The organism is Arthrobacter terrae (genome assembly GCF_015708085.1).
GTDB classification, from domain to species: Bacteria; Actinomycetota; Actinomycetes; order Actinomycetales; family Micrococcaceae; genus Arthrobacter_M; species Arthrobacter_M terrae.
Genome location: NZ_JADNYM010000003.1, coordinates 36,824 through 61,872 on the forward strand (window position 1 = coordinate 36,824; position 25,049 = coordinate 61,872).

General features: G+C 63.5%; 16 protein-coding genes and 1 tRNA gene. 14 read left to right on the plus strand and 3 right to left on the minus strand.

What is annotated here, in order from left to right; genetic code table 11:
* Nucleotides 1-169: 169 nt before the first annotated feature.
* Entirely contained in the window at nt 170-1,666 is a 1,497-nt protein-coding gene (locus IV500_RS02515) for an NAD-dependent succinate-semialdehyde dehydrogenase (RefSeq protein ID WP_196395256.1), read from the plus strand.
* Here the strand turns inward: IV500_RS02515 and IV500_RS02520 are convergent.
* The 3 genes from IV500_RS02520 to IV500_RS02530 are packed head-to-tail and all read right to left on the minus strand — an operon-like array spanning nt 1,663 to nt 6,768.
* Nucleotides 1,663-4,206 carry a transglutaminase TgpA family protein gene (locus IV500_RS02520; protein WP_196395257.1) on the minus strand — a complete coding sequence of 848 codons (2,544 nt, stop codon included), beginning with the start codon at nt 4,204-4,206 and terminating at the stop codon, nt 1,663-1,665. The two genes, IV500_RS02515 and IV500_RS02520, sit on opposite strands and share 4 nt — an antisense overlap.
* A complete protein-coding gene (locus IV500_RS02525; protein WP_196395258.1) occupies nt 4,203-5,687 on the minus strand; it encodes a DUF58 domain-containing protein in 1,485 nt (494 codons plus the stop codon). The genes IV500_RS02520 and IV500_RS02525 overlap by 4 nt, the downstream gene beginning before the upstream one ends.
* A gap of 10 nt (nt 5,688-5,697) precedes the next feature.
* The gene (locus tag IV500_RS02530) at nt 5,698-6,768 is read right to left on the minus strand and encodes an AAA family ATPase (protein WP_196395259.1); all 1,071 of its coding nucleotides are present in this window, start codon (nt 6,766-6,768) and stop codon (nt 5,698-5,700) included.
* 280 nt (nt 6,769-7,048) lie between these two features.
* Here IV500_RS02530 and IV500_RS02535 point away from each other — a divergent pair, with 280 nt between their 5' ends.
* The 13 genes from IV500_RS02535 (at nt 7,049) to IV500_RS02595 (ending at nt 24,907) form a co-directional block, all read left to right on the plus strand.
* Nucleotides 7,049-7,984, plus strand: a complete 936-nt coding sequence (locus IV500_RS02535; protein WP_196395260.1) for a TatD family hydrolase — start codon at nt 7,049-7,051, stop codon at nt 7,982-7,984.
* Nucleotides 7,985-8,413: 429 nt separating this feature from the next.
* The gene (locus IV500_RS02540; protein WP_196395261.1) at nt 8,414-9,619 is read left to right on the plus strand and encodes a resuscitation-promoting factor; all 1,206 of its coding nucleotides are present in this window, start codon (nt 8,414-8,416) and stop codon (nt 9,617-9,619) included.
* A gap of 193 nt (nt 9,620-9,812) precedes the next feature.
* Complete coding sequence (rsmA, locus tag IV500_RS02545) at nt 9,813-10,703, plus strand: 16S rRNA (adenine(1518)-N(6)/adenine(1519)-N(6))-dimethyltransferase RsmA (RefSeq protein ID WP_196395262.1); 891 nt, start codon at nt 9,813-9,815, stop codon at nt 10,701-10,703.
* Nucleotides 10,704-10,948: 245 nt separating this feature from the next.
* The gene (locus tag IV500_RS02550) at nt 10,949-11,974 is read left to right on the plus strand and encodes a 4-(cytidine 5'-diphospho)-2-C-methyl-D-erythritol kinase (protein ID WP_196395263.1); all 1,026 of its coding nucleotides are present in this window, start codon (nt 10,949-10,951) and stop codon (nt 11,972-11,974) included.
* Nucleotides 11,975-12,040: 66 nt separating this feature from the next.
* Nucleotides 12,041-13,858 carry an ABC-F family ATP-binding cassette domain-containing protein gene (locus IV500_RS02555; RefSeq protein WP_196395264.1) on the plus strand — a complete coding sequence of 606 codons (1,818 nt, stop codon included), beginning with the start codon at nt 12,041-12,043 and terminating at the stop codon, nt 13,856-13,858.
* Nucleotides 13,859-14,072: 214 nt separating this feature from the next.
* Complete coding sequence (locus tag IV500_RS02560) at nt 14,073-14,885, plus strand: type IV toxin-antitoxin system AbiEi family antitoxin domain-containing protein (RefSeq protein ID WP_196395265.1); 813 nt, start codon at nt 14,073-14,075, stop codon at nt 14,883-14,885.
* Between the two features lie 189 nt (nt 14,886-15,074).
* Nucleotides 15,075-15,146: transfer RNA gene (locus IV500_RS02565), tRNA-Gln, on the plus strand.
* A gap of 131 nt (nt 15,147-15,277) precedes the next feature.
* Nucleotides 15,278-16,786 (plus strand): bifunctional UDP-N-acetylglucosamine diphosphorylase/glucosamine-1-phosphate N-acetyltransferase GlmU, encoded by a 1,509-nt coding sequence (gene glmU / locus IV500_RS02570; protein WP_196395388.1) that lies wholly within the window; start codon nt 15,278-15,280, stop codon nt 16,784-16,786.
* Nucleotides 16,783-17,763, plus strand: coding sequence for a ribose-phosphate diphosphokinase (locus IV500_RS02575; protein ID WP_196395266.1), 981 nt, complete (start codon nt 16,783-16,785; stop codon nt 17,761-17,763). The genes glmU and IV500_RS02575 overlap by 4 nt, the downstream gene beginning before the upstream one ends.
* 261 nt (nt 17,764-18,024) lie before the next feature.
* Nucleotides 18,025-18,639: a 50S ribosomal protein L25/general stress protein Ctc gene (locus IV500_RS02580; protein ID WP_196395267.1), complete on the plus strand. Its 615-nt coding sequence runs from the start codon at nt 18,025-18,027 to the stop codon at nt 18,637-18,639.
* Nucleotides 18,640-18,660: 21 nt separating this feature from the next.
* Nucleotides 18,661-19,245: an aminoacyl-tRNA hydrolase gene (gene pth / locus IV500_RS02585; protein WP_196395268.1), complete on the plus strand. Its 585-nt coding sequence runs from the start codon at nt 18,661-18,663 to the stop codon at nt 19,243-19,245.
* 199 nt (nt 19,246-19,444) lie between these two features.
* Nucleotides 19,445-22,171, plus strand: coding sequence for a helix-turn-helix transcriptional regulator (locus IV500_RS02590; RefSeq protein ID WP_196395269.1), 2,727 nt, complete (start codon nt 19,445-19,447; stop codon nt 22,169-22,171).
* A gap of 45 nt (nt 22,172-22,216) precedes the next feature.
* Entirely contained in the window at nt 22,217-24,907 is a 2,691-nt protein-coding gene (locus IV500_RS02595) for a helix-turn-helix transcriptional regulator (protein ID WP_196395270.1), read from the plus strand.
* The last annotated feature ends 142 nt before the right edge of the window (nt 24,908-25,049 follow it).

Consider the following 25,049-nt stretch of genomic DNA (forward strand, 5'->3'; position numbering starts at 1 on the left):
CTCCGTCGGGTGTGGAAGCTGAACTTCTTACCAGCGGTCCCGTTGCTTGTGCAGTTGCACAGCTTCCGGCGATGCTGCGGTGCTCAACGGCGTAGACATACCTTGCGTCCGCGAACTACCGTGATCAGCAGGAGCAAGTCCGTCCGATATACCTGACATAGGAGTCCGTATGAGCGCCAGTACCCAGACCATCACATCCGCGCGGGAAAGCGAACTGATCGCCGGCATTCCCACCGGACTATTGATCGGCGGCGTCTGGCGTCCGGCCGCGGACGGCAGGACGTTCGACGTCGAAGATCCAGCGACCGGGAAAGCGCTGCTGTCCATAGCCGACGCCGGCGCAACGGACGGTGCGGCGGCTCTGGATGCCGCCGTCGCCGCCCAGGCCGGCTGGGCCGCCACGGCGCCCAGAGAGCGTGGCGAGATTCTGCGCCGGGCGTTCGAACTGGTCACCGCCCGGGCAGAGGATTTTGCCCTGCTGATGACGCTCGAAATGGGCAAGCCGCTTGCCGAGGCACGCGGTGAGGTTACCTACGGTGCGGAGTTCCTGCGCTGGTTTTCCGAGGAGGCGGTACGTGCCTTTGGCCGTTACTCGATCGCCCCGGACGGGAAATCCCGATTGCTGGTCAGCAAAAAACCGGTGGGCCCGTGTCTGCTGATCACCCCGTGGAATTTTCCGCTTGCCATGGCGACGCGCAAAATTGCTCCGGCAGTAGCAGCAGGCTGCACGATGGTGCTCAAGCCCGCGAACCTCACACCGCTGACCTCACTTCTTTTTGCCCAGGTCATGCAGGAAGCCGGCCTCCCGGACGGTGTGCTCAATGTCGTCTCCACCACGTCGGCGGCCGACGTCACCGGACCGCTGATAAAGGACTCCCGGTTGCGCAAATTGTCGTTCACCGGTTCCACCGAAGTGGGCCGGAGCCTCCTGGCCGCCGCCTCCACCAATGTTTTGCGCACCTCGATGGAACTTGGCGGCAATGCGCCGTTCCTGGTTTTCGACGATGCAGATCTGGACGCTGCCGTGACCGGCGCCATGGCGGCCAAACTCCGGAACATGGGCGAGGCATGCACAGCCGCTAACCGCTTCATTGTGCATGAGGGCGTGGCAGCGGAATTTGCGCAGAAGCTTGCGGCAAAGATGGACGCCATGACCACCGGCCGCGGAACGGAGGGCGATACCACTGTGGGTCCGCTGATTGATGCTAAGAGTCGGAACAAGGTGCATTCCCTGGTTACCGATGCACTTGCCGACGGTGCAACCGCGCTGACCGGCGGAGCGGCCGTGGACGGCCCGGGCTACTTCTACCAGCCCACAGTCCTGACCGGGGTAGAGCGGGGATCGCGTATTCTCAACGAGGAGATCTTCGGCCCGGTGGCCCCAATTGTGACGTTCAAGAACGAAGACGAGGCCGTCGCATTGGCCAATGACACCGAATTCGGCCTCGTTGCCTACGTTTTTACCAAGGACCTGAACCGCGGGCTGCGCATGGGTGAACGCTTGGAAACCGGCATGCTGGGGTTGAACGCGGGGGTTATCTCCAATGCGGCAGCACCTTTCGGCGGCGTGAAGCAATCCGGACTGGGACGCGAAGGCGGGCTGGAAGGTATCGAGGAATATCTGTATACCCAGTACATCGGCATCGCTGACCCGTACGCTTCCTAACCGGTCGGCTTTGTCGGGGGCCGGCTAGCCGAACGGGAACGCCGGTTCCACGGCAAGGCCGACGGCGGCACTAACTCTGCGCGAAGGCGGCGGCCGGCCGTTGAGCTGGCCCGCAGCGTCCGATGCACCACATCGAGTGCTTCCAGCAGCGGATGCCCGGGTCCATCCGGCCCCTTTGCCGGGCCGTCGGACCCGCCCGGTCCCGCGGCGGCGCCCGCGGACGATCCGTTGGAGAGTTCTGTCGGTGCGGCTTCTTCGGGTCCGTAGACACGCCGCTCGTAAGCTGTCAGCAAAACCCGCACAGCTCCTGGGCCCGTCCCGGGACCGTCCGCAATCCCGGAGGCGGAACCGGGATCGTCGGGCGGCTGCTGGATGCTCCGTTGCCATCCGCTCAGCGGTCCCCGCAGCAATCTGCTGGTGAACGTCCGCGGGGTGTCACCTGTGGCCGCGGGCATCCCGTAGTCGTAAGCCAGTTCTTCCAGTTCGGCCCAGGCAGCGAGCTCCGGGACTTCGCCGGGACGGGCCGAGCGCACGGTTTTGCGTCTACGTCCGCGTTTTCCGCTGCGCACCAGCAAGGGAGTGGCCAGCATCAGCAGCAGGGCCGCAGCGGCGGCGCTGATCCACAGTGGCTCAGCGGCGTTGGCTGCGCGGGGACCGGCGGCGTTCGGCACTGCCGGCGTCGGCGATGCTGATGCCGACGCCGGAGGTGTAGCCGCAGCGTTGCGCCTGGCATTGAGGACATCATCAGGGCTGTCCGCAGCGGCACCGGGAGCACCCGGCAACCGGGCGTAAACCGGCACCTGGCCGCGTCCTGGCGTGGGCTCGAAGGGCACCCAGCCCAATCCGGTGAAGTATAGTTCAGGCCACGAATGGGCACTGTGTCCATCCACCTGATATTCATTGAGCTGTTTGCCGCCCAGAAATACGGTGGCGCCGGTCAGCTGGCCGGGTGCGTAGCCCACCACAATCCGGCTGGGAATTCCGGCGACTCTCGCCATAACCGACATGGCCGCCGAAAAGTGCACGCAGTAGCCGCTTTTCACCTGAAGGAACTTGGCTAAGACGTCCATCCCGCTGCCGTCGTAGCCGTTGGCCACAGGGGTCTGTTCGGAATAACTGAACTGCGGGCTACGCAGATAATTCTGGATGGCCAGTGCCTTGTCGAATTGTGTCTGCGCCCCGGCCGTGGCTTCCTCGGTCCGTTGCCGGACGATGTCCGGAGTGTCACCGGGCAGGGACATGAACACCGGGTCCAAGGTTTCCGGTGGTGTCTGCGCCGCCTGCGACAGTACGGAGCGGGTGAGCACCGGCATGACACTGCGGACGGTGTATTTTTGCCGCAGCGCTGTTGCGTCGATACCCTCGATAGCCAACGTTTCCGGATCCCAGCTCCAGCGCCCGGCCAAACCGCTGACGCTGGTAGGGGCGTACGGGACGGGGAGCCAGGGGGTGCTGAAGTCGCTTGATTCCACCACAGTGGTGGTCGTGAGATGATCGCTGCCGGCATCGGCGGACGAATCTTCGCCGATAGCACTCAGATCAAGTCGCCGCGTTGCATCGCGCACAGTTGGCTCCCATGAGCGGCCGCTGAAGTCTTCGAGGGTGGTGGTCCGCAAATAGAGTCCGGTCGGAGCGTCCGTGGCATACACCAACTTGCCCGCCCCGCGGGGCTGGCGGAGATCGTTTCCCAACGTCAGCATGGGGTTCAGCCCGGAAACGTTCCCGAAGGCACTTAGATGTGATCCCTGCGGAAAAATCCCGGTGCTGAAGCCCGGGATCAGCGAGGCCGCCAGCGCCGTGATGACAACGGCGGCGGCGGCCAGAGCCGCTGCGCGCCGGAATTGTCCGGTTGACCTCGTTGCAGCCTGGCTGGTGCCGGCCACCGGCGCGTACCACTGGCCGAAAGCGAGGATCAGCAGGTAACCGGCCGCGCCGCCAAGAAAGCCCGGAATGCCGAGGCTGTCCGGCTTGATGAGGGCGGGGATGAGGACGATCGCGAGCAGGCCCAGGCCGCTGATGGCCGGCATTGCCAGCGCCACAGCCAGGGCGTCGATCAGCAGCGCAGCCAGTCCTATCCCCGCACAAATGACTAAGACGACGCCTGATTCGGGGAGTACCGGCGCGGTGCCGGTGATGATGGTGTCCGATGCCTGGCCCAGCAGGGCGCCCAAAGCGTCCAGAGTAGCTTTCGTAGGAAATATCCCCAGCACGGCTGAGGAATTGAAGAACAGCAGCGTCAGGACCATAACCAATGCCAGCAGACCCAGCAACTGGGTTCCGATTTGAGGAATCCGCAGACTACGTGCGGTGGCGGTGGTCAACAGCACCACGGCGACCGTAATGATCACCAGGATCAGCCAACTCCAGCCGCGCAGCACTCCGTTGAGGCCAAGGGACGTCCCTACTACTGCCACGAAGACCGCACCGGCCATTGCCCACGGCGCTGCTGAGAGCCGGCGGCGACTGTTTCCTGCAGGTCGGCCCGGGGTGCGGGAGCGGGCGCCATCGGCAGACGGCCGCTGACTGGTATCCGTGCTCATGCTCGCCCTCGCAAGGAATCCCCGCGGGAGAGCGCGCCGGATCCGGATCCGGATACCGTGCCGCTGGCCGCGAGGAAGAACTCCGCGTCGTCGAAATATCCCCAGACAACGGGCAACTCGGCCCTCGGGTCCACGGCAACGGCGCGCCAGCCGCCGCCGCGCAGGATGTTCAGCACTGCACCGGCTTCCTGTGGACGGTCGCTGCAGATTATGGCAAAGGCCCCGGCACCATATTCAGCCGCCGGCGCCAGCGCCGCTGCGGAATCCAGGGAAAGGTGGCCGAACAGAGCCACCAATGGCCCGTGCTGCCGCCTGGCCGCGAGCTGGTCCAGCAAGCGCTCCGTCGGTGCCCCGCACCCGGAAAGGACCGTGCTGCGGCTGTGCGCGGCCTGATTCGCCGTCAGCTCCAGAGCGGCCAAGGCAAGCGCCACTGCTGAGAGCCCGGCGTCGCCTTCGAAGCTCTCCTCCCACGGGTCTACGGCAGATTTTGAGGTGTGGAAGCCCGGCTCACCGCTGGTGTTCAGGATCCGAAGACTAAAGCCCCGTTCGATCAGATGAGCGGCCACGGACATGGCTGCCACTACGGTCCACTCGAACGCATCCGAAGTTTCCAGCTCCGCAGACTCCGTGCCCGCACCGGGAGCACTCCCCGCACCGGGAGCACCCCCCGCGCCGGAAGCACTGCCCGCGCCGGAAGCACTGCCCGAGGCATGCCCGGCGGGTGCGAAATTTCCCAGCCGGCTGTCCAGCAGCAGTGTTGCTTCCGGTGTGCTGACGGATTCCTCCTGGCGCACCATGAGCTCGCCGTGCCGTGCCGTGGCGGGCCAGTGCACCCGGCGCATCGGGTCCCCGTGCCGGTATTCACGGGTCATCACGTCATCGTCGCTGGGGTTGGCGCGCCTGGTCGTCGCTTTCGTCCCGTCCTCGGCCCGGGTGCCGGCCAGCTTGGTGCCGGGCAGCTCGACGGCGGCCGGCGTTACGGTCAGCAGGTCGGCCCGTCCCACATTCTGCCGATGTCCACTGAGCCCAAAAGGGTCAGCGAAATCCGCAGTCACCGGGCCAACGCCGAACTGACCACGGGCGCGCGGACTCAGATGGTACTCATATCGGCTGACGCCACCGATGCCGCTGTTTCGGGACGGGTAAGTAAAGGATGGCGGCGTGCCGAAGCGCGGCGGTAATTGCTCGCTCATGCTGACCCGGCCGCCGCCGAAGCTGTTCCCCGAAAGCGCTAAGTGCACCGTCGCCGTCGTGCCGACTTCCACGCTGGCCGGCGAAAAGCCGCGCTGGACGGCAAACTGTGGCCGAAGCATCCGCATGCCCCACGCCGCCAGCAGCGGCAGCGCCACCAGGAATATGCCCAAAGCCAGTAGGTCCCGGCGGCCCATGACTTGTGCCAGCAGCAGGCAGAGGGCTCCCGTTCCCAGCAGACCGCAGCCGCGCAGCAGGAGGACGCGGTGCGGGAACCAGCGGGAGCTCATCTGTTGGCCGCTAACGTTGGGCGCCGCTGCGGCTGCTGCGCACGGGGCTCACCGGCTGCTCGTCGAGGATGGCGGCGATGATCCCTGCTGCTGTCTGTCCGGTGCTGGCCGAACGGCGCTCAAGAATGAGCCGGTGTGCCAGCACAACGTCGGCCATTGTCACCACATCATCGGGGAGCACAAAGTTGCGTTGGCGTAATGCGGCGTGGGCCTTGGCAGCACGGAGCAGCTGCAGCAGCGCCCTCGGACTGGCGCCCAGACGCAACTGGGCGCTTTCCCGCGTTGCCTGCCCGAGGCGCACGACGTATTCTTTCACGGCCGATGAAACATAGACCGCATCGACGGTATCCATCATCGCTGCCACCTCCCGCACGGTGGCGATGGACCGGACAGCTTCCAGCGGCGACACCGATTGGTGGGTGGAGAGCATATCGATCTCGGAGGCACGGTCGGGGTAGCCCATCGAAATCCTCGCCATGAAGCGGTCCCGCTGCGCTTCCGGCAGCGGATATGTTCCCTCCATTTCAATCGGATTCTGCGTCGCGACGACCATGAATGGTTCGGGCAGCCGGTGCGAGGTGCCGTCGGTCGTGACTCGATGTTCTTCCATGCTCTCCAACAGGGCTGATTGGGTCTTCGCGGACGCCCGGTTGATTTCGTCGCCGATGACGATATTGGCGAAAACCGCGCCGGCCCGGAACTCGAATTTCTGCGTCGACTGGTTATATATTGAGACACCGGTGATGTCCGAAGGCAGCAGATCGGGCGTGAACTGGATACGGCTGACTGAACAGTCGATCGTCCTGGCCAGTGTCTTGGCCAGCAGCGTCTTGCCGACGCCCGGAACGTCTTCCACCAGCAAGTGTCCGCGGGCCAGCAGCACCGTCAATGCGATTTCCGCGGCCCGGGCCTTGCCGTCGATCACCGTGTTAACGCTGGCTAGAATCCGCTCGCTGAGGTCCTGGAACTGATCGGCGGTCATGAGTGTCTGCGCTGTCACCGGGCCGGCGCTATCGGCTGTCCGGCCGTTGGCGGGCATAGGCCCTGCCGGTGCCCGCCACGGGACCGGTGGTCCTGTCATGGTGTGATTCTGAGGGTCCATCGTTGACCTTTCGCGACGCCGCCCGCCCCGGAACGCCCTGATGAGCGCTGCATCCTGGATTGAACGGTGATGAGACATACGTTACTAGTTCTTACCCAATCACGGGGCCGCACAGTAAAGCACAGCGGTGGCTGGAACCGGCGTCGGACCGGTGCAGTGCCCCCGACAGGGGGGCAATTGTCTCCGGTGCCCCGCCTATATAGAGCTCAGTCGATACAGGTCTCAGTCGATACAGGTCTCAGTCGATACAGTGGATCCTATGAGCAGCAGCGCATCGATTCCCCGTCAGTACCGTGCAGCGGAGCAGCTGGACGACGACGCCAGCGGTCCGCCGCCGTCGGCCGGCGACGGGAAGCGGGGCGGGAAGCGGCACTACCCTTTCGCACCCGCTCCTTTGCCGGTCGCCGTGATCGACAATCACACCCATCTGGACTTCGAGGAGGGACTGATCCAGGTGGGGGTAAAGGACGCATTGGACGCAGCCGAAGCCGTTGGTGTCAAGGGAGCCGTGCAGGTCGGCTGCGATTTGGCATCCTCACGCTTCACCGTGCAGGCAGTTGAGTCGGACCGGCGACTCCTGGGCGCCGTCGCTCTTCACCCCAACGACGCACCGGAGCGTGCAGCAGCCGGCGGGCTGGAAAGTGCGCTGGTGGAAATCGAACAGCTTGCGGCGCATCCGCGGGTGCGGGCCATTGGTGAGACCGGCCTGGACTATTTCAGGACCGGGGAAGCCGGCCTTACTGCGCAACGGTATTCATTCCGACGCCACATCGACATGGCCAAAAGGCTGGGACTGGCGCTGCAGATCCATGACAGGGATGCGCACTCTGACGTGGTCGCCACCCTTAAAGAGGAGGGAGCGCCTGCAAAAGTGGTGCTGCACTGTTTTTCCGGCGATGAGGAACTGGCACGGATCTGCAATGACAACGGGTGGTACATGTCCTTCTCCGGAACCGTAACTTTCAAAAACGCGGCGGGCATCCGGGCCGCGCTGGCGGTGGCCGATCCACAGCTGGTGATGGTGGAAACCGACGCGCCGTTCCTAACTCCGCACCCCTATCGGGGGAAGCCCAATGCCAGCTATATGATCCCTTATACCGTGCGTTCAATGGCGGAGATCCTGGACCAGGACGTTGCCGTGCTGGGGACCGCCCTGGCGGCCAATACGGAAGCGGTCTACGGATCTTGGGGGTGATGCAGGCCTGGCAGCCAGACGTGACAAAACCCTGATCTGCGCTTGACATGAGGCCGGGAGGGAGTCTGTCAATTATCTGTTATGCAGTGTGAGATCCTTTCTTCTGTCCGCCTCTGGCAGGAGCTGATCCCGTTATGGTCTTGGCATAAAGATCACGATTAGGTTACGCTGAGGGACTATTAGCCGGGGTCGGGGAAGGCCATCGGGTAAATTCACTTCACGTTTGCACACGGTTTCACGGTGTGCCGGCGCCGTTCGCAGGGCTTTTGCCCGGCATGGGAATTCTTTTTTTGATGACCCTTTTACGCGCGCCACAAACCAGCAAGTGTGGCGGCGCAGTCACCTGCCGCGCGGACGCTTCTGCGCCCTCCGCGCGCTGGTTCTGCGCCGATTCCCCGTGCCCGGATGCTTGAGTAGTGACGGGTTGCTGTGCATAACTTCTTCAAATCCGAGGGCAGACCTAGCCTGGTAAAAATCGGCGGCCAGGCGTTGGTCCTGCTGGCTTTGGTGCTTGGTCTGGTGGCCTTCGTCGGCAACAATAAGACCATCACTGTGACCGTGGATGGTCAGGCCAGCGCGGTCCAGACGTTCGGCGGCTCAGTTAGCCAGGTGCTGCAGCGGGCGAACGTGGACGTGAAATCCGCCGATAGTGTCAGCCCGGCGCTGGACACCGCTGTCGCGGATGGAACCGTCATCACGGTGAACACATCCAAGCAGATCAAGGTCAAGCTGGACGGCTCCGATACCACCGTGCAGACAACCTCGGTCAAGGTCTCGGACCTGATGAAACAGCTCGGAGTAGCGGCCAGCGCGATGATCTCCGCTCCCAAAGACATGCAGCTTGCCAGCAGCGACACAATCAATATCGTCACCCCGAAGACCGTCACCGTCCTGGCCGACGGCAAGAGCGTTGACCGGACGACGACGGACGGCACCGTGGGTGCGGTCCTGCGGTCCGCCGGGGTTGCAGCAGGCCCTGCGGACCTCGTATCCCAGCCCAAGGATGCCCCGGTCGTGGACCACATGGTCATCAGGGTATCCCGCGTGGACAGCAGTATCAGAACATCGACTACCGAAGATGTTCCGTTCAGCACAGAGAAAACAGCGGACTCCAACCTGTTCAAGGACCAGCAGAAGACCACCCGCGCCGGTACCGTCGGAAAACTGGAGAAAACCTATTCCGTGACCACCATCGACGGCCGGGAAGTAAGCCGCGCCGGAACCGGGGAAAAGGTAACCGTCCAGCCGTTGGCCGAACAGATCGCCGTCGGTGTCAAAGACCGTCCTGCCCCTGCCGCCCCTGCAGCACCTGCAGCACCTGCCGTGACTCCAACCGTTGCCGCGACGCCGGCGCCGACGGCCGGCAGCACCGGTGCGCCGGCTCCGGCCGTAATGAACGCGGCCATGTGGGACAAAATCGCCCAGTGCGAGTCAACCGGCAACTGGTCCATCAACTCCGGTAACGGCTACTATGGCGGTTTGCAGTTTGATATCCCGTCCTGGTTGGCCAATGGCGGCGGACAGTATGCGCCGCGGGCGGACCTTGCCAGCCGGGAGCAACAGATCGCCGTGGCGAACACGTACTACGCCAAGGCGGGCCTTGGTCCGTGGGGCTGCGCAGGCGCCGCAGGCTAAGCGGTCTGACAACCTTGGCAGGGGTCAGCCGTTGGCGGGAGGTCTGCCGATGGTGAGATGGCCTGCTGCTGAAATGGCCGGCTGCTGAGATGGCCGGCACCTAAGATGGCCTGCTGCTGAGATGGCCGGCACCTAAGATGGCCTGCTGCTGAGATGGCCGGCACCTAAGATGGCCTGCTGTTAAGATGGCACAGTGACTGAGCCAGCTTCCCGCCCCGAGAGTGCCTTTCCCGTTTTACCGCTTCTCGGGGCGTCCGACGTGCGACGTCTGGCGGCCGAAATTGGTATCCGGCCGACCAAGACGCTGGGGCAGAATTTTGTCATCGACGGCAACACCATTCGTCGTATTGTTGCCGCGGCCCGCCTGAGCGCGGACGAAACAGTCTTAGAGGTTGGGCCAGGACTTGGCTCGTTGACCTTAGGGCTGCTGGACGCCGCTGCCCGCGTGGTCGCCGTCGAAATTGATCCGGTACTGGCCACCAGGCTGCCCGATACGATTGCCGCTTTTCGACCCGGCCGCGCGGCGAATCTCGATGTTGTGCTCTCCGATGCCATGCGCATCACCGAACTCCCGGTACAGCCAACCTCGCTGGTCGCAAACCTGCCCTACAATGTGGCCGTACCCGTCGTCCTGAACCTGCTGGAGCGTTTCCCGTCGTTGCGCCATGGGCTGGTCATGGTCCAGGACGAGGTTGCCGATCGGCTGGCCGCAGGGCCGGGGTCAAAAACCTACGGCATCCCATCGGTGAAGGCAGCCTGGTATTCGCAGATGCGCAAGGCGGGCGTGATCGGGATGAACGTTTTCTGGCCGGCGCCGAAGATCTCCTCCGGATTGGTGGCCTTTACCCGGCACGAGCCTCCGGTGACCCGGGCAAGCCGGGAAGAGGTCTTCGCGGTCATTGATGCCGCGTTTGCGCAGCGACGCAAAACTCTTCGCGCGGCGCTGGCAGGCTGGGCCGGGGGAGCCGCGGAGGCTGAACGCTGCCTGACCGCCGCCGGCGTTGACCCACGGGCGCGCGGAGAAGTCATCGATGTCGCCGCCTACGCCCGGATCGCGGAGGCAAAAATTCCCTTGCTCGCCTGAAACCCCCGGGCGGGAATCTCCCTTCGAGCCGGGTCGTCGAAAAATGTCACCGACAGGCGCAACCGGCAGGCGCAACCGGACAGGCGCAAACCCAACGGGAGCAAACCGACAAACGCAAAATAGTATCTGCGCCGTAGCGTATTTTCGCGTCAACCGGCGTCCTGGTTTGCTTCGACGCCGAGGTTTGCCCGGGTACCGGGCTGTGTTACTTGGCCGCTGCCCAGTGGTGCCCTAAGTTGGACGCTATGAACTCAGCGCGCACTTCTCCGCCGGGCCGCACCGTCCGGGTCAGGGCGCCGGGTAAGATCAATGTCTTCTTCCGGGTCGGACCGCTGCGGCCCGATGGCTATCACTCGGTCGCTAGTTTGTACCTCGCCGTCTCCCTCTATGAAGAAATTTCGGCCACCAGCACCGCCGCCCCTGGAAATACCCGCGGCAATACCGTTACCAGTGCAAGCGGCCGGGTAAACACCGCAAAGGACGGGAACATTGTTGTTCGGCTCAAGGGCACTGCTCTGAACTCTGAGGGTCCGCTGGCGGTCCCCTTGGACGAGCGGAATCTGGCGGTCCGTGCCGCCAGGCTCATGGCAGATGTCTGCGAGAATGCCGGCGCCGTGCGGCTCGAAATCACCAAACGTGTTCCCGTTTCCGGCGGAATGGGCGGCGGCTCCGCGGATGCAGCGGCGGCGCTGCTGGCCTGCGAGAAGCTGTGGGACAGCGGTCTCTCACGCGAGGAAGTCTCGCATTTGGCGGCCGAATTGGGTGCGGACGTTCCCTTCGGGCTGCTCGGTGGCGCCGCCGTCGGTCTCGGTGTTGGCGATGAACTGACTCCGGCGCTGGCACCGTCGCCGCTGCACTGGGTGCTGGTACAAGCGGATTTCGGCCTGCCGACACCGGAAGTATTCCGTCAGCTGGACCGCATGCGGATGGCCGACGGCGTCGAGCCCGTGGTGCCCGGACAGGTAGACCCCGCCGTCCTGGCGGCATTACGGGCAGGTGATGCCGCCGCGCTGGCAGCTGTGCTGACCAACGATTTGCAGCCTGCCGCCGTCGCGCTGGCTCCGCAACTGGCGGACGTTCTCGCCGCCGGAAAGCAGCACGGCGCCCTCGCTACCCTGGTCTCGGGCTCAGGACCGACCATCGCGATGCTCGCGGCTGACGAAGCCGCCGCGCTCGAGCTGGCCGGGAAGCTCGCGGCAGAGGGGCACAATTGCCTCGCCGTCCACGGTCCCGTCCACGGGGCCAAAATTGTTTCCGACGTCAGCCGCTGAATCTACGGGCTTCTACCCCGCGGGGTAGAATGGAATGCTTTGATTCTTACCGAAAGTAGTTGATCCGTGGCACACCTCCTTGGTGGCGAAAGCCTTACCGTCCAGTTTGCGACCCGTACCGTGCTGGACGGCGTCACGCTGGGCCTGGAAGAAGGGGACCGGATCGGCATCGTCGGCCGCAATGGCGATGGCAAATCCACCCTGATGCGCCTGCTGGCCCAACGTCAGAGCCCGGATGAGGGCCGGGTGACGCTGCGCGGAAATGTCCAGGTCGGTTATCTGGACCAGACGGATGTACTCGACGGTGACCTGACGGTCGGGGAAGCGATTGTCGGCGATGCGGCGGATCATGAATGGGCCTCCAACCCGAAGGTCCGCGAAGTCATGGGCGGTTTGGTCGGTGAGGTGGACTGGCATGCCAACGTGCACTCCCTCTCCGGCGGCCAGAAGCGGCGGGTGGCGCTGGCCAAGCTGCTGATCGGCGATGACGACGTCATCATGCTCGATGAGCCCACCAACCATCTGGATGTGGAGGGTGTGGCCTGGCTGGCGCGCCACTTGAAGACCCGGTGGCGCGCGAACGAGGGCGCGTTCGTCGTCGTCACCCACGACCGTTGGTTCCTCGATGAGGTCTGCACCCGGACCTGGGAGGTGCACGACGGCATCGTTGACCCGTTCGACGGCGGGTACGCCGCGTACGTACTGGCCCGTGCCGAGCGTGACCGGTCCGCCTCAGTGATGGAAAGCAAGCGCGTGCAGCTGGTCAAGAAGGAACTGGCCTGGCTGCGCCGGGGAGCTCCCGCCCGGACCGCGAAGCCAAAGTTCCGGATCGAAGCGGCGAACGAGCTGATTTCCGATGTGCCGGAGCCGCGCGATTCGGTTTCGCTGAGTAAAATGGCGACTGCCCGCCTCGGCAAGGATGTGCTGGATCTGGAGGACGTAACCCTCTCTTATGCAACGGCCGACGACGGTGCCAAGCCCTTGCTGGACAACATCACCTTGCGTCTGGCCCCCGGTGAGCGGCTGGGGCTTGTCGGAGTCAACGGCTCCGGTAAGACGACTCTGCTGAAGCTGCTCAATGGCCAGGTACAGCCCAGCAAGGGCACGCTCAAGCGCGGCAAAACCGTCCAGACGGCGGTCCTGACGCAGGAGGTCGACGAGCTCGATGACGTCCTGGATATGCGCGTCGTGGAGGTCATCGAGCGGGAAAAACGCTCCTTCGCCGTCGGCGGCAAGGATATGACCGCCGGGCAGCTCGTAGAACAGCTTGGTTTCACCAAGGACAAGCAATGGACCCGGGTCAGTGAACTCTCCGGCGGTGAGCGGCGCCGCCTGCAGCTGCTGCGCCTGCTGGTGGGGGAGCCGAATGTGCTGATGCTCGATGAACCCACGAACGATCTGGATACCGACACGCTCGCTGCTGTGGAGGATGTGCTGGACGGCTGGCCCGGCACGCTCGTGGTGGTCTCGCATGACCGTTACCTGCTGGAGCGTGTCACGGACCGACAGATGGCGCTCCTGGGCGACGGCAAGATCCGCGATCTGCCCGGCGGCGTGGACCAGTACCTTCAGCTCCGCGAGGCCGCGCTGTCCGGGAAGCCTGCAAGCTCCGGGCCGGCCGCGGCAGCCGGTGGCACCGGCGGCACGCAGCCCAAGACGGGCCCGAGCGAGGCCGAGAAGCGCGAGGCGCGCAAGGGCCTGGGCCGGATCGAGCGCCAGTTGGGCAAGCTCACGGCACAGGAGGAAAAACTCAATACCCAAATGGAGGCGAATGTTGGCAACCATGAGCTGCTGACCGGGCTGAACCGCAAGCTGCAGGGCCTGGCAACAGACCGTGAAGCTCTTGAGGAAGAGTGGATGCGCGCCTCCGACACTCTGGCCTGAGCCGGGCCGCGGTCCGTCCGGCGGTCGCGGCGGTGGATCTGCGTAACGCCGGCGCGTGGTTGTGCGCACGATTCACTCCTGCGCAGCGCTGGGGCCTTACGCTGCGCAGCCTGGAGCGTGCTGCCCTCCTCCACCGGGGCCAAGTGATGCGCACTTGTCCCCGGCGCCCCTTCCGGTCCTGACGCTGCGGCCCGGAGGCGGCGATTCTTGTCCCATGAAGAACGTGGAAGCCGTTCTGGCGGCGCTGGGTAATGCGGCCTGCCGCAGGGATATCATCTCTGCGGGGATTTCCCAGCATGCGCTGCTGACCGCCGTCCGGGCCGGTGCAATTCATGCTGTGGCCAGAGGCGTTTATGCTCTCCCGGCTGCCACCGGCATGGAACTCCATCTTGCGAAGAACCATGTGGTGCCGGGCTGTATCAGCGCCGCCGTCGCTCTGGGCTTGTGGACTATCAGCGTCCCGGCTCAACCGCATGTTGCTGCCGCGCATGGGCGTAAAGTTGTTGGCTGTGTTGTCCACCGGCACGCGGGCCCGCTCACGGTGACGGATATTGTCGGCCAATGTGTCAGGTGCCTGCCGGAGGTTGAGGCGCTGGTGGTCATGGAGTCCGCCGTCGTCCTCAGGAAATGCTCGCTGGGTCAGTTGCGGCTGGCGTTTGAAGGCCGCGGCGCCAGCACAGCCCGACGGATTATGGACACGCTGGATCCACAATCCATGTCCGCCGTTGAGACCTCCGCGCGCTACTGGCTGCGTCGGGCAGGGTACAACGTCCAGGCCCAGTATGCGGTCCGCGGGATGGGCCACCTGGATCTGATGATTGACGGCGTATTGGGGATCGAGATCGAGAGCGAGCAATATCACAATAACGCCGCCGCATTCGCAGAAGATCTGCGCCGCGGCAATGTTTTGGTCATCCGCGGCATCCCCACGTTGCGGATCGGGGGCAGTATCGCGCTCTGGAAGCCTGAACTGATGCTTAAATCCGTCGCTCAGGCGCTCGAGACGATCAAAGCTGCGCACCGCTAGGCGCCTCGCACGCGCACGGGTAAACCTGCGCAGCTGGAGCGGCCAAGTCTGCGCAGGTTTGTCCGGTAACGTCCCGAGTCGCGGGCATGGCCGCCGGCGTGGCAAACTAGATACTCGTGCGGCCGCCCGCATAGCGACAGGGCCCCTCCGGGCCACCCGTCGCCAGCGGAATCAGCGGCGACGGCATGATCCGCCCTGGTGTAATGGCAGCACCCCAGCCTTTGGAGCTGTGGAGTATAGGTTCGAATCCTATGGGCGGAACGGCCACGCAATGACGGGCGCGTAATATTGCGTTAACCCTTTGCTCAGCTTGACGACGGATTCAGTCCGGGTAGGAGCGCCCCTTAGTGAGCCCCCAAAACACCAGTAAAGTTCCGACAAGTGCAGCCGAAATGACTGCAGCAGGAACTGTGCCGTTCCCCGTGCGGCCGGCTGCCGTGATCATTCTCGCCGCCGGCGCAGGCACCCGGATGAAGTCCCGAAAACCCAAGATTCTGCATGAAATCGGTGGAATATCGATGATCGGACACGCGCTTGCAGCGGCCCGCGCGCTCGATCCCAAGGTCCTTGTAGCCGTCGTCCGCCATGAACGTGATCTGGTCGCGGAACATATCGCGGCCATGGACCCGTCCGCGGTAATAGTTGACCAGGATAACGTTCCCGGCACCGGCCGGGCCGTGCAGGCGGCGCTGGAAAGCCTCCCGGACACCCTAACCGGCACCGTTGTCGTGACCTACGGCGATGTGCCGTTACTCACAACTGCCTTGTTGGCGGAGCTTGTCGAGGTACACAGCACGGACCGGAATGCGGTGACGGTGCTGACGGCGGTGCTTGACAACGCCACGGGCTACGGCCGGATTCTTCGCGCCGGCGACGGTACCGTGCTGGGAATCCGGGAGCATAAGGACGCCGACGCCGCGGAACGGGACATCCGGGAAATCAACTCCGGCATTTACGCCTTTGACGCCGCCGTGCTCCGTGCCGCGCTTGGGCGGGTTACGGCGGACAATTCGCAGGGCGAAATGTACCTCACCGATGTCCTGTCGATCGCAAGGAACGACGGCGGACGGGTCGCCGCCGTCGTGACCGGGGACCGATGGCAGGTCGAGGGCGCCAACGACCGCGTCCAGCTCGCCGCGCTCGGGGTGGAACACAACCGGCGCACGGTGACCGCCTGGATGCGTGCCGGCGTGACGGTGATTGATCCCGCCAGCACCTGGATTGACTCGACGGTGCGCCTGGCGGAGGACGTAACGATCCTGCCCGGCAGCCAACTGCACGGCTCCTGCACCGTGGCCAGGGACGCCGTCGTCGGCCCTGACTGCACGTTAACGGATGTACAGATCGGCGAGGGCGCCGAGGTGACCCGGACGCACGGCAGCGGCGCCAGGATCGGCGTGCACGCCCACGTCGGCCCGTTCACGTACCTGCGTCCCGGTACGGACTTAGGCGCGGACGGCAGGATCGGTGCCTTCTACGAAACCAAAAACGTCACCATCGGCCGCGGCTCCAAGCTCTCGCACCTGGGTTATGCCGGCGACGCTGAGATCGGCGAAGACACCAATATCGGCTGCGGCAACATCACCGCGAATTACGACGGCGAAAACAAGCACCGCACGATCATCGGCTCCGGCGTGCGGACCGGCTCAAATACCGTCTTCGTCGCACCGGTCGTTGTCGGCAACGGTGCCTACAGCGGAGCCGGCACCGTTATCCGCAAGGACGTGCCAGCCGGCGCGCTCAGCGTCAATGCCTCCGGGCAGCGCACTATGGAAGGCTGGACGTTGGCCAAGCGGCCGGATTCCGTTTCCGCCCGGCACGCACGCTCCGTCTCCGCCGGGAGCACAGACCCCAACTCCTCACGCATCCAGTCATTTATAGAAGAGGGCACACACGAATGAGCGGAATTACGGTACACGGCGAAAAGAAACTGGTACTTGCGGCCGGCCGGGCACACCCGGAATTGGCGCAGGAAATCGCCAAGGAGCTGGGCACTGAACTGCTGCCCATCGACATGTACGATTTCGCTAACGGGGAGATCTACGTCCGGTCCGCGGAAAGTGTCCGGGGCACGGACGTTTTCGTCCTGCAGGCACACCCTGCTCCGCTGAATAACTGGCTGATGGAGCAGCTGATCATGGTCGATTCGCTCAAGCGCGCCTCTGCCAAGCGCATTACCGTGGTATCCCCGTTCTACCCGTACGCCCGCCAGGATAAGAAGGGCCGGGGGCGCGAGCCGATTTCCGCCCGCCTGGTCGCAGACCTGTATAAGACCGCCGGTGCACACCGCATCATGAGCGTTGACCTGCACACCTCTCAGATCCAGGGTTTCTTCGACGGTCCGGTGGACCACCTGATGGCCATTCCTCTGCTGGCGGATTACATTCGGACCCGGGTCGGGGGCGACAACGTCACGGTGGTATCCCCGGACACCGGCCGGGTCCGGGTGGCGGAGCAGTGGGCCGAGCGGCTTGGCGGAGCGCCGCTGGCGTTTGTGCATAAAAGCCGTGATCTGACAGTGCCGAACCAGGCCATGTCCAAGACGGTGGTAGGGCAGGTCCAGGGCCGTACCTGTGTGTTGATCGATGACATGATCGACACCGGCGGAACCATTTCCGGCGCTGTCCAGGTGCTCAAGAATGCCGGGGCCAAGGACGTCATCATTGCGGCCACGCACGGCGTTTTCTCCGGCACCGCGGCGAAGCGTCTTTCGGAAAGCGGTGCCCGCGAAGTGGTGGTGACCAATACCTTGCCGATTACGGCGGAAAAGCGCTTCCCGCAGCTGACGGTGCTCTCGATCGCGCCGCTGATCGCCCGCGCCATCCGGGAAGTGTTCGAGGACGGTTCCGTCACGTCACTGTTCGACGGGCAGGCCTAACTCCCAGTCGGTTCATTACCACTCCGGGGTGCCGGGACCGGCTGGCGCCACGAGCCCCAACGGTGCTGGTAAACTTATTCCGATACCTTGGCGAGGGATCAACGCCGTACGCGGCTGCGAATCCGTTATCGACTGGGTCTGAAGCTCCTTCGCGTTTTCGTGTCGGCTCGGTTTAGGCCACAGTTCCGGTCTCAGGTTTCGACCCCAGGTTTAGACCGGGGACCACCGCTGATCAACGAAAAACGACTTGAAGGAGCCATCATGGCTGAGAAAGCTATCAGGAAGGACGAGCAGAAGCTCGTCGCCGTCATCCGCACCGAGTTCGGCAAGGGCGCAGCCCGCCGTACCCGCCGTGCCAACCAGATCCCTGCGGTCATCTACGGACACGGCGCCACCCCGATCCACATCGCTGTTCCGGAGCGCCAGGCGACCCGCGCAGTGCGTGGAGCCAACGCTTTGCTGACGTTGGATATTCAGGGCGAAGAGCACCTCGCGCTGGTCAAGGACATCCAGCGGGATCCGCTGCTGCAGATCATCGAACACATTGATCTGCTTACGGTCCGCAAGGGCGAGAAGGTCATCGTTGACGTCCCCGTCATTCTGGTCGGTGAAGTCGCCCCGGGCGCGGCCACCTACCAGGAGGAAGTCACCATCTCCCTGGAGGCGGAAGCCACCAACCTGCCCAAGCACGTTGAGGTCGACATCGCCGGGCGCGAGGCGGGTGCTCACATCTACGCCGCCGACCTGGTGCTGCCTGCCGGCTCCGTCCTGCTGGCTGATCCGGAGCTGCTGATCGTGAACATCTCCGAGCCGGAAGAGCAGGATCTGGGCGAAGCCGCTGAGATTCCCGCCGCCGACGCACCTGCAGGCGAGTAATAGACACAGTGTTCTGCACGCATGAGTGATACCTGGCTTGTAGTCGGGCTCGGTAACCCCGGGCCCGGCTACAGCCGTAACCGGCACAATATCGGTTATCTGGTCGTGGAGGAATTGGCCCGACGGATGGACGCGGGGTTCCGGACCCACAAAGCGCGCGCTCTTGTGGCAGAGGGCCGGCTTGGCATCGGCGGTCCGAAGCTGATCCTGGCCAAATCGATGACCTTTATGAATCTCTCCGGCGGTCCGGCATCGGCACTGGCAAAGTTCTTTGACCTCGGCTCCGGCCATGTCATCGCCGTCCATGACGAGATTGATATCCCTTTTAATACGATCAAACTCAAGATCGGTGGGGGAGAAGGCGGCCACAACGGGCTCCGCGACATGTCCAAGGCGCTGGGCAGCAAGGATTACTACCGCGTTCGAGTGGGGGTAGGCCGGCCGCCGGGTCGCTCGGATGCTGCAACGCACGTGTTAAAGGACTTCTCCGCCACTGAGGTTAAGGAACTCCCTTTCCTGATCGATGAAGCCGCGGATGCCGTCGAGCTCATAATTACCGGCGGTTTGTTGGAGGCCCAGCAGAAATTCCACGGTTCGGGAGCCTGATTAAGCCTGCACAGCAGAAATACTGCAGAATATAACTGTAAGAATTCTTTGTAATATCTGTCATGGTCTGTGATACGTTGTTTCGTGTCAGGCTATTACCCTTCTTTCTGGTTAAGTCTCCTGTGGTGCGGTAGTCTTCCAACAAGCGCGGCGTCGGCCAGGCCCGCGGGACTCTCGTTGGAGTTTGGGGGGCACGTGCATGAAGTTGTGGAGAGAAGTCTCCGCGTCCGTTGACGCCGGGATAGGGGGCCTACGCCTCAAGGGGCATGACGTCCTTGAACGGGGCAGAGCCTTGGGGACGGCCCGTGAGGCAGAGATCAGCGTCGTGCGGCGGACCTTGGCCAACCTCGACAAACTGGGAGTACTTGTCACAGGCGACGCTGGCGTCGGGAAATCCGCCTTTGCCCGTGCCTGCCTCGGCTTCTCCGATGATGTCCACCCCGTCTACTTTCGCGGCGAGCGCGCCGGCAAGGATCTTCCGTACGGATATTTGGGCTTCATGCTGGCACGGGTGCCGCGGCAGGCCCTGGACAACCCAAGGTCCGTCATCGCGGGCATCACCGCCGCTATTGCTGAAGATGCCCAGGGTAAGCGCGTTTTTCTTGTTCTCGACAACGTTCAGTTCATGGATGAATTGAGCATTGCAGTCATTCTTCATTTACTCGCCTCGGGGACGGTCCGCCTCATCGTACTGACCCGCGACACGGGTCTTGTTCCACCGGACCTGCTCTATTTCCTGGACACCGGCGAACTCGTTCAACTCGATCTCGATCCCTTTACCTTGGCGCAGACGAAGACAATTCTGCACGGAATCTTAGGCCATTACGTCAGCTCCGGTACGGTGGCCGTGCTGCATTCACTGTCGCGGGGTAATGCGCGCATCCTGCATGCGTTGACGTCCGAGCAGGAACGTACCGGAAACTTGGTTCTGCGGGACGAGACCTGGGTTCTGAAGGAACTGCCCACGTTTGGCGGCAATGTGGAGGACTTGTTTAAAGCCACGTGGGCCCGCGCCGACGAAGCGACCCGCGAAGTTCTGGAAGTTCTGGCTCTGGCAAGGCGGTTACCGCTGAGCGTGGCAGTGGACATGTTCGGGGCCGCCGAGCTTTCTTCGATGGAGGACGATGGCCTGATCAGCGTCGAAGGCGCGGCGCAGCAATGGGTTGCATTACGTGACCACTATGCCGCCGATATTGTCCGACGATGGGTTCCTGCAGGCCGGAGCCGGGAGTTGCATGCCCGGATTGTCCGTGTCCTCAAACCCGACACCTCGGTGATGAGTGTGGATGACATTCTTGCCCATGCGGCGTGGACCCAGGATTGTGGGGCTTCACTGGAGCCGGCGGCAGCATTAACCTCGGCCCGGATAGCGGTGCAGCTTTACAACCCGCACTTCGCCCTGCGTGCTGCTGCAAATATTCCTCGGCAGGACCGGCTTTGGGCTGCGGGCCAGGAAGTCAAGGCTGCTGCGCATCTGCTGCTGGCTGATCCTGGTTCGGCGCTGCAGGAGCTCCGCAATGTTTCACCGAGCCAGGTTGAGCTGTTAGGTCCGATTGAATATATCGACCACATAGTGATCCTGTGCCAGGCAATGCTGCCGATGAGTAATGGTCCAGCCGATGTTCTCGCGGTCCTGGAAACAGCGACGGCGAGAATATCCGCCATGCGCGCGACGGCGGAGACCGGGGCGCTGGCGGCGCTGGATCGAGGTGCACACCGGCTGGAGCTGGTGAAATTCGAGGTTGCGGTATTTAGGGGTGAATATGCAGCGATAGCACCCAGACTTGAGGAGATTTACCGCTCGGAAACGGTCGACACCAAGTTTCGGCTTGCCGCGGGAAGCCTCCTCGCAGAATCGTGGGCACTCACCGGGCGCGAGCTTGACGCTGCCGCCTTGATCGTGGAAATCTCCCCGGAGATCGCTGGATTCGACAGCGCCGAAGGATTCCGTACCCAACACGGGCGACGCGAATTTTTGTCCCTGTTCTATCTGGGCAGGTGGGAGGAATGCGTTGGTCTGCTCGCCAACAGCACATCCGGACCAACGGCGAAGCTGCAATACCGGGGCGGACAGGCGGAACTCGCTCTTGGCCTGGCGCTGGCGTATGCGGGACGGGCCAATGAGGCGTTGGCACCGCTGCTGGGTGCGGTGGCGCAACTGGAATTGCGCTCTGCGAATGATCACCTCTATCTTGCCTACTCGGTGACGGCCTACGCCTACGCGCAGCTCGGCGACAGAGAAGGCGTACTGAAATACCTTACCCGGATGGGTACCTGCACGGGACCCTTTTCCTGGTTGGCGCATTCGCTTGCCGGATACTGTGCACTGATGGCAAGGTTATGGACCGGGGATCCGACTGCGGCGGTGGCGCTGATTGACATTGCCGTAGCGGACATTGAACGAGGACTTGTCGTTCCTGCAGGTATTGCCCTGATGGGAGCGTCGGTCGCGGGAGGTGACCGGGTTGAGGCGTTGATTGAAAAGACAGCCAAGCGCAGGCAAGGAACTCTCGCCGAGATCGGCGTCCTCTTTGTACTGGGAAATCGGATGCAGGATCCCCTCGCGTTCCTGCAGGCAGCGGACCTGGCTCAAAGCCTGCGGCTGGATTCAGCCGTGGCGAAATTCGCCGCACACGCCGTTGAGGTTGCACGTCAGCGTGGAAACCGGAACGTTCTCCGGGCAGCCCAGAATCGTTTGGATGCCATTAACGCGATCATGCCCATGCACCCGGTCGTCCATACCGACGGGACACTCTCGCTGACTGCCAGAGAGCGAGAAATCGCTCTCCTGGCCAGCGGAGGGGCTTCCAATAGGGACATCGCGATGGCGCTGGAGGTCTCCATCAGAACCGTTGAGGGGCACCTCTACCAGATTTTTTCCAAGTTGAATGTCACAACGCGGGGAGACCTAATTGGACGCCTCTAGCAGGACCAGGTGGTGCCCCGGGATGCCGTATTCGGGGTATGCCCGATGACCTTGCCCCAGGCGACTGGCACGAAGTTACTCATTGGCCGGGAGAACATCGTGGACGGTGCGGTCAACGCTATTCGTTCGCCGGGTACGGGTGGTGTCTTCCTCATCGGTGATTCCGGTTTCGGGAAATCGGTGACCAGCCGCATGGTGGCGAAGATATTGCAGCGGGACATGTCTGTGGTAAGCGTCCATGCCACCTCGTCGCTCGCCAAGGTCCCTTTCGGCGTCCTGGCAGCGTTTCTGACGGACCTGCCGATCGACGAAGCCAATTCGCCGGCATCGATCCTGCGCACATTGTGGACAAATCTGGAACAGTCCCACCGCCTCAGGTCCCACCCCCTGCTCCTTGTCGTTGATGACGCTGATCACCTCGATGAAGGCAGCGCCAGGGTCATTGCTGAGCTTGTCTCTGCCGGCTGGGCTAAAGTCCTGATCACCGCCCGCCACCAGCCCGGGCCGCCGCATGATCTCGCCAGGCTGTGGTACGAAGGGATCTCGGAGCGGTTTGAACTGCCGCCGCTTAACCGCGACCAGGTCAACCAGATGTGCCAAGGGGCGCTCGGCGGCCCGGTCGCAGCGAGCAGCAGCGATATTCTGTGGCGGGCCTCGCAGGGGAACCCCATGCTGGTGCAAGTGCTTTTGGATGAGTCCTGCGAGTCGGAGAGCCTGGTGCTCCAACACGGTGTGTGGCTTTTTGCCGGTTCTCTGCCGCGCGGAGCCGCGCTGAGGGACACCATGAGGCGTCGGTTTTTGCGCCTCTCCGAAGCCGAACGTGAGGCCCTGCAACTGGTTGCACTGGCCGAGCCGGTAGCCCATGAGGCGGTGGTCGCCATCAGCGGTGCCGCTGCCGTTGCGGCATTGGTTGAGCATCAGCTGATCAGGATTACGGATGACGACGAACGCGTCCTGCGGCTCTGGACCCCGCTCTACGGAGAAGCGATCCGCATCATGGTGTCGGTCCCGCGGAGTTTGGTTCTCCGCGCTCAATTACAGACCGAGCTCACCGAAGAGCCTGCTACCGCGGAAGGTGCGTTGCGGCGGGTGAGCTGGGCGTTGGATTGTGGCCTGGCGGTTCCGGATCGGTTGCTGATCCGTACCGCCACCCTCGCCAGCCAGCGCTTCGATAATGATCTGGCGCGGCGGGCAGCGGCACAAATTGCTGGATCAGAACATCAGCCGCGGGCGCAGGTTATCATTGCCCGTGCGCACTACAACTGTGGAGAATATACTGCGGCAGCGGCCCTGTTGGAACCCGTTTTTGCGACCGGATCCGACGTGGAAAATCTTTGCATCGGCAGCCTGCTGTGGGGGAGCACGCGACTGGCGTTGGCGCATCCGGCCTCAGCGCTGTTGACGGATGCGGACCGGGTGCGCCTCGCCGGGAAAAGAGCTGCGGTTGCCCATCCGGAGAAGTCGACGCAGATTCTGCAGGAGACTGAGGACGCCAGCGCTTTGCTTGAGCTGATGGCGCTGTCCGCCCAGGGGAACTTCAGCGCACTCGGCGATAAGCTTCTGGCCCTGGAGCAGGCACCAGCTGCGCAGCTGCGGACCCCGGAGACAGAAGTGTTCATTCTGGTCACGCGGGCGGAGTGGCTTTGCGCCCGTGGGCTGCCTCTGCAGGCCCGCATCCAGCTGGAGCAGGCGATTGGGCTCTCCCACGGGGAATCCGAGCAGGTCTTTTTCTTCGCTGAATTCATCGGGCTGCGGCTGGTGCTGTCTCTGCTCGAAGCAGGAGATTGGAAAGGGGTGGACGCCGCTCTGGAGCGCTTCGTCGCGGACTCCGGCGTTGGGCTGATCCCCTTCGGTGGCGGTTTCTACGTTGCCAGGTGTTTTCTCCTGCTCCGGCAGCAACGCCATGCGCAGGCGCTGGCCTCGGTGCTGGCCGGAGTGGAACCTCTTCGCAACAATGATCCGCAACAGCTCTTCCAGCTGGCCACTGCAATGGCTTTTTACGCTGCCGCAGCGTTGGGACAGCTGGATTCTGCGCCGGAACTGCTCGCGGACTTCGAGTCGGCGCAGCAGGGTGGGCCAATGTTGACTCGCTGGTACGCCGATGCTTTTGTGGCGGCAGGGAAGGAACACTGCAGCAAGGACGGGACCGGGCTGGCGGAGTTGCATGGATTGGCGGACCGGCTGTCCACCGAGGCAACCAAGGCCGTCGAACTACAGGCACTCTTCCTGTGTTTAAGCCTCAACGACAGATCCCGATTGTCGCGTTTCCGCGCGGTTGCGGCGGGCTGCGAAGGTCCGTGGGCCGCCGCTCTGCTGGCTTACGGGCAGGCGCTCGACGACGGCGGTGCTGCCGACTTCATCCGCGCGGCAGAAACGCTGCGCGCGGTAGGGATGACCCCTTTGGCCGCGGAATGCTTCGGCACGGCGGTCCAGATGTCCAGACGCGACGGAGATGCCCCGAAAACTGCCTGGGCGCAGACCGGGCTGGATGCCTGCATCGCCGAGTTGGGGTACTCGGAGGGATGGACGCCGAACGCTGCCGACGTGGAAAAAATCCTGACTCCCCGGGAACGGACCATCACGTCCCTGGCACTGGAAGGCCTGACGGACCGGCAAATAGCCGAGCGGTTGCATTCGTCTGTGCGCACGGTTGAAGGCCACCTGTACCGCAGCTATGCCAAACTCGGCATTGGCGGACGGTCGGAGCTCGGGTTCGTCCCTAGGCTGCACTCCTAACCGTCCAAGTACTCACCCGTTGTTCGGCGGCTGATTGTGCTCCTTTCGGAGCACTACTTACGCGTCCGGCTGCTGCTGCCGGCGCAATACTGAGTACACCCGTACCGGGACGCCGGCGTAAATACTGGGGAATAGAGTACTC

Coding starts and splice junctions, on each gene's coding strand:
- IV500_RS02515 (WP_196395256.1), top strand. CDS start 170: ATGAGCGCCAGTACCCAGACCATCACATCCGCGCGGGAAAGCGAACTG.
- IV500_RS02520 (WP_196395257.1), bottom strand. CDS start 4,206: ATGAGCACGGATACCAGTCAGCGGCCGTCTGCCGATGGCGCCCGCTCC.
- IV500_RS02525 (WP_196395258.1), bottom strand. CDS start 5,687: ATGAGCTCCCGCTGGTTCCCGCACCGCGTCCTCCTGCTGCGCGGCTGC.
- IV500_RS02530 (WP_196395259.1), bottom strand. CDS start 6,768: ATGACAGGACCACCGGTCCCGTGGCGGGCACCGGCAGGGCCTATGCCC.
- IV500_RS02535 (WP_196395260.1), top strand. CDS start 7,049: ATGAGCAGCAGCGCATCGATTCCCCGTCAGTACCGTGCAGCGGAGCAG.
- IV500_RS02550 (WP_196395263.1), top strand. CDS start 10,949: ATGAACTCAGCGCGCACTTCTCCGCCGGGCCGCACCGTCCGGGTCAGG.
- IV500_RS02560 (WP_196395265.1), top strand. CDS start 14,073: ATGAAGAACGTGGAAGCCGTTCTGGCGGCGCTGGGTAATGCGGCCTGC.
- glmU (WP_196395388.1), top strand. CDS start 15,278: ATGACTGCAGCAGGAACTGTGCCGTTCCCCGTGCGGCCGGCTGCCGTG.
- IV500_RS02575 (WP_196395266.1), top strand. CDS start 16,783: ATGAGCGGAATTACGGTACACGGCGAAAAGAAACTGGTACTTGCGGCC.
- IV500_RS02580 (WP_196395267.1), top strand. CDS start 18,025: ATGGCTGAGAAAGCTATCAGGAAGGACGAGCAGAAGCTCGTCGCCGTC.
- pth (WP_196395268.1), top strand. CDS start 18,661: ATGAGTGATACCTGGCTTGTAGTCGGGCTCGGTAACCCCGGGCCCGGC.
- IV500_RS02590 (WP_196395269.1), top strand. CDS start 19,445: ATGAAGTTGTGGAGAGAAGTCTCCGCGTCCGTTGACGCCGGGATAGGG.
- IV500_RS02595 (WP_196395270.1), top strand. CDS start 22,217: ATGACCTTGCCCCAGGCGACTGGCACGAAGTTACTCATTGGCCGGGAG.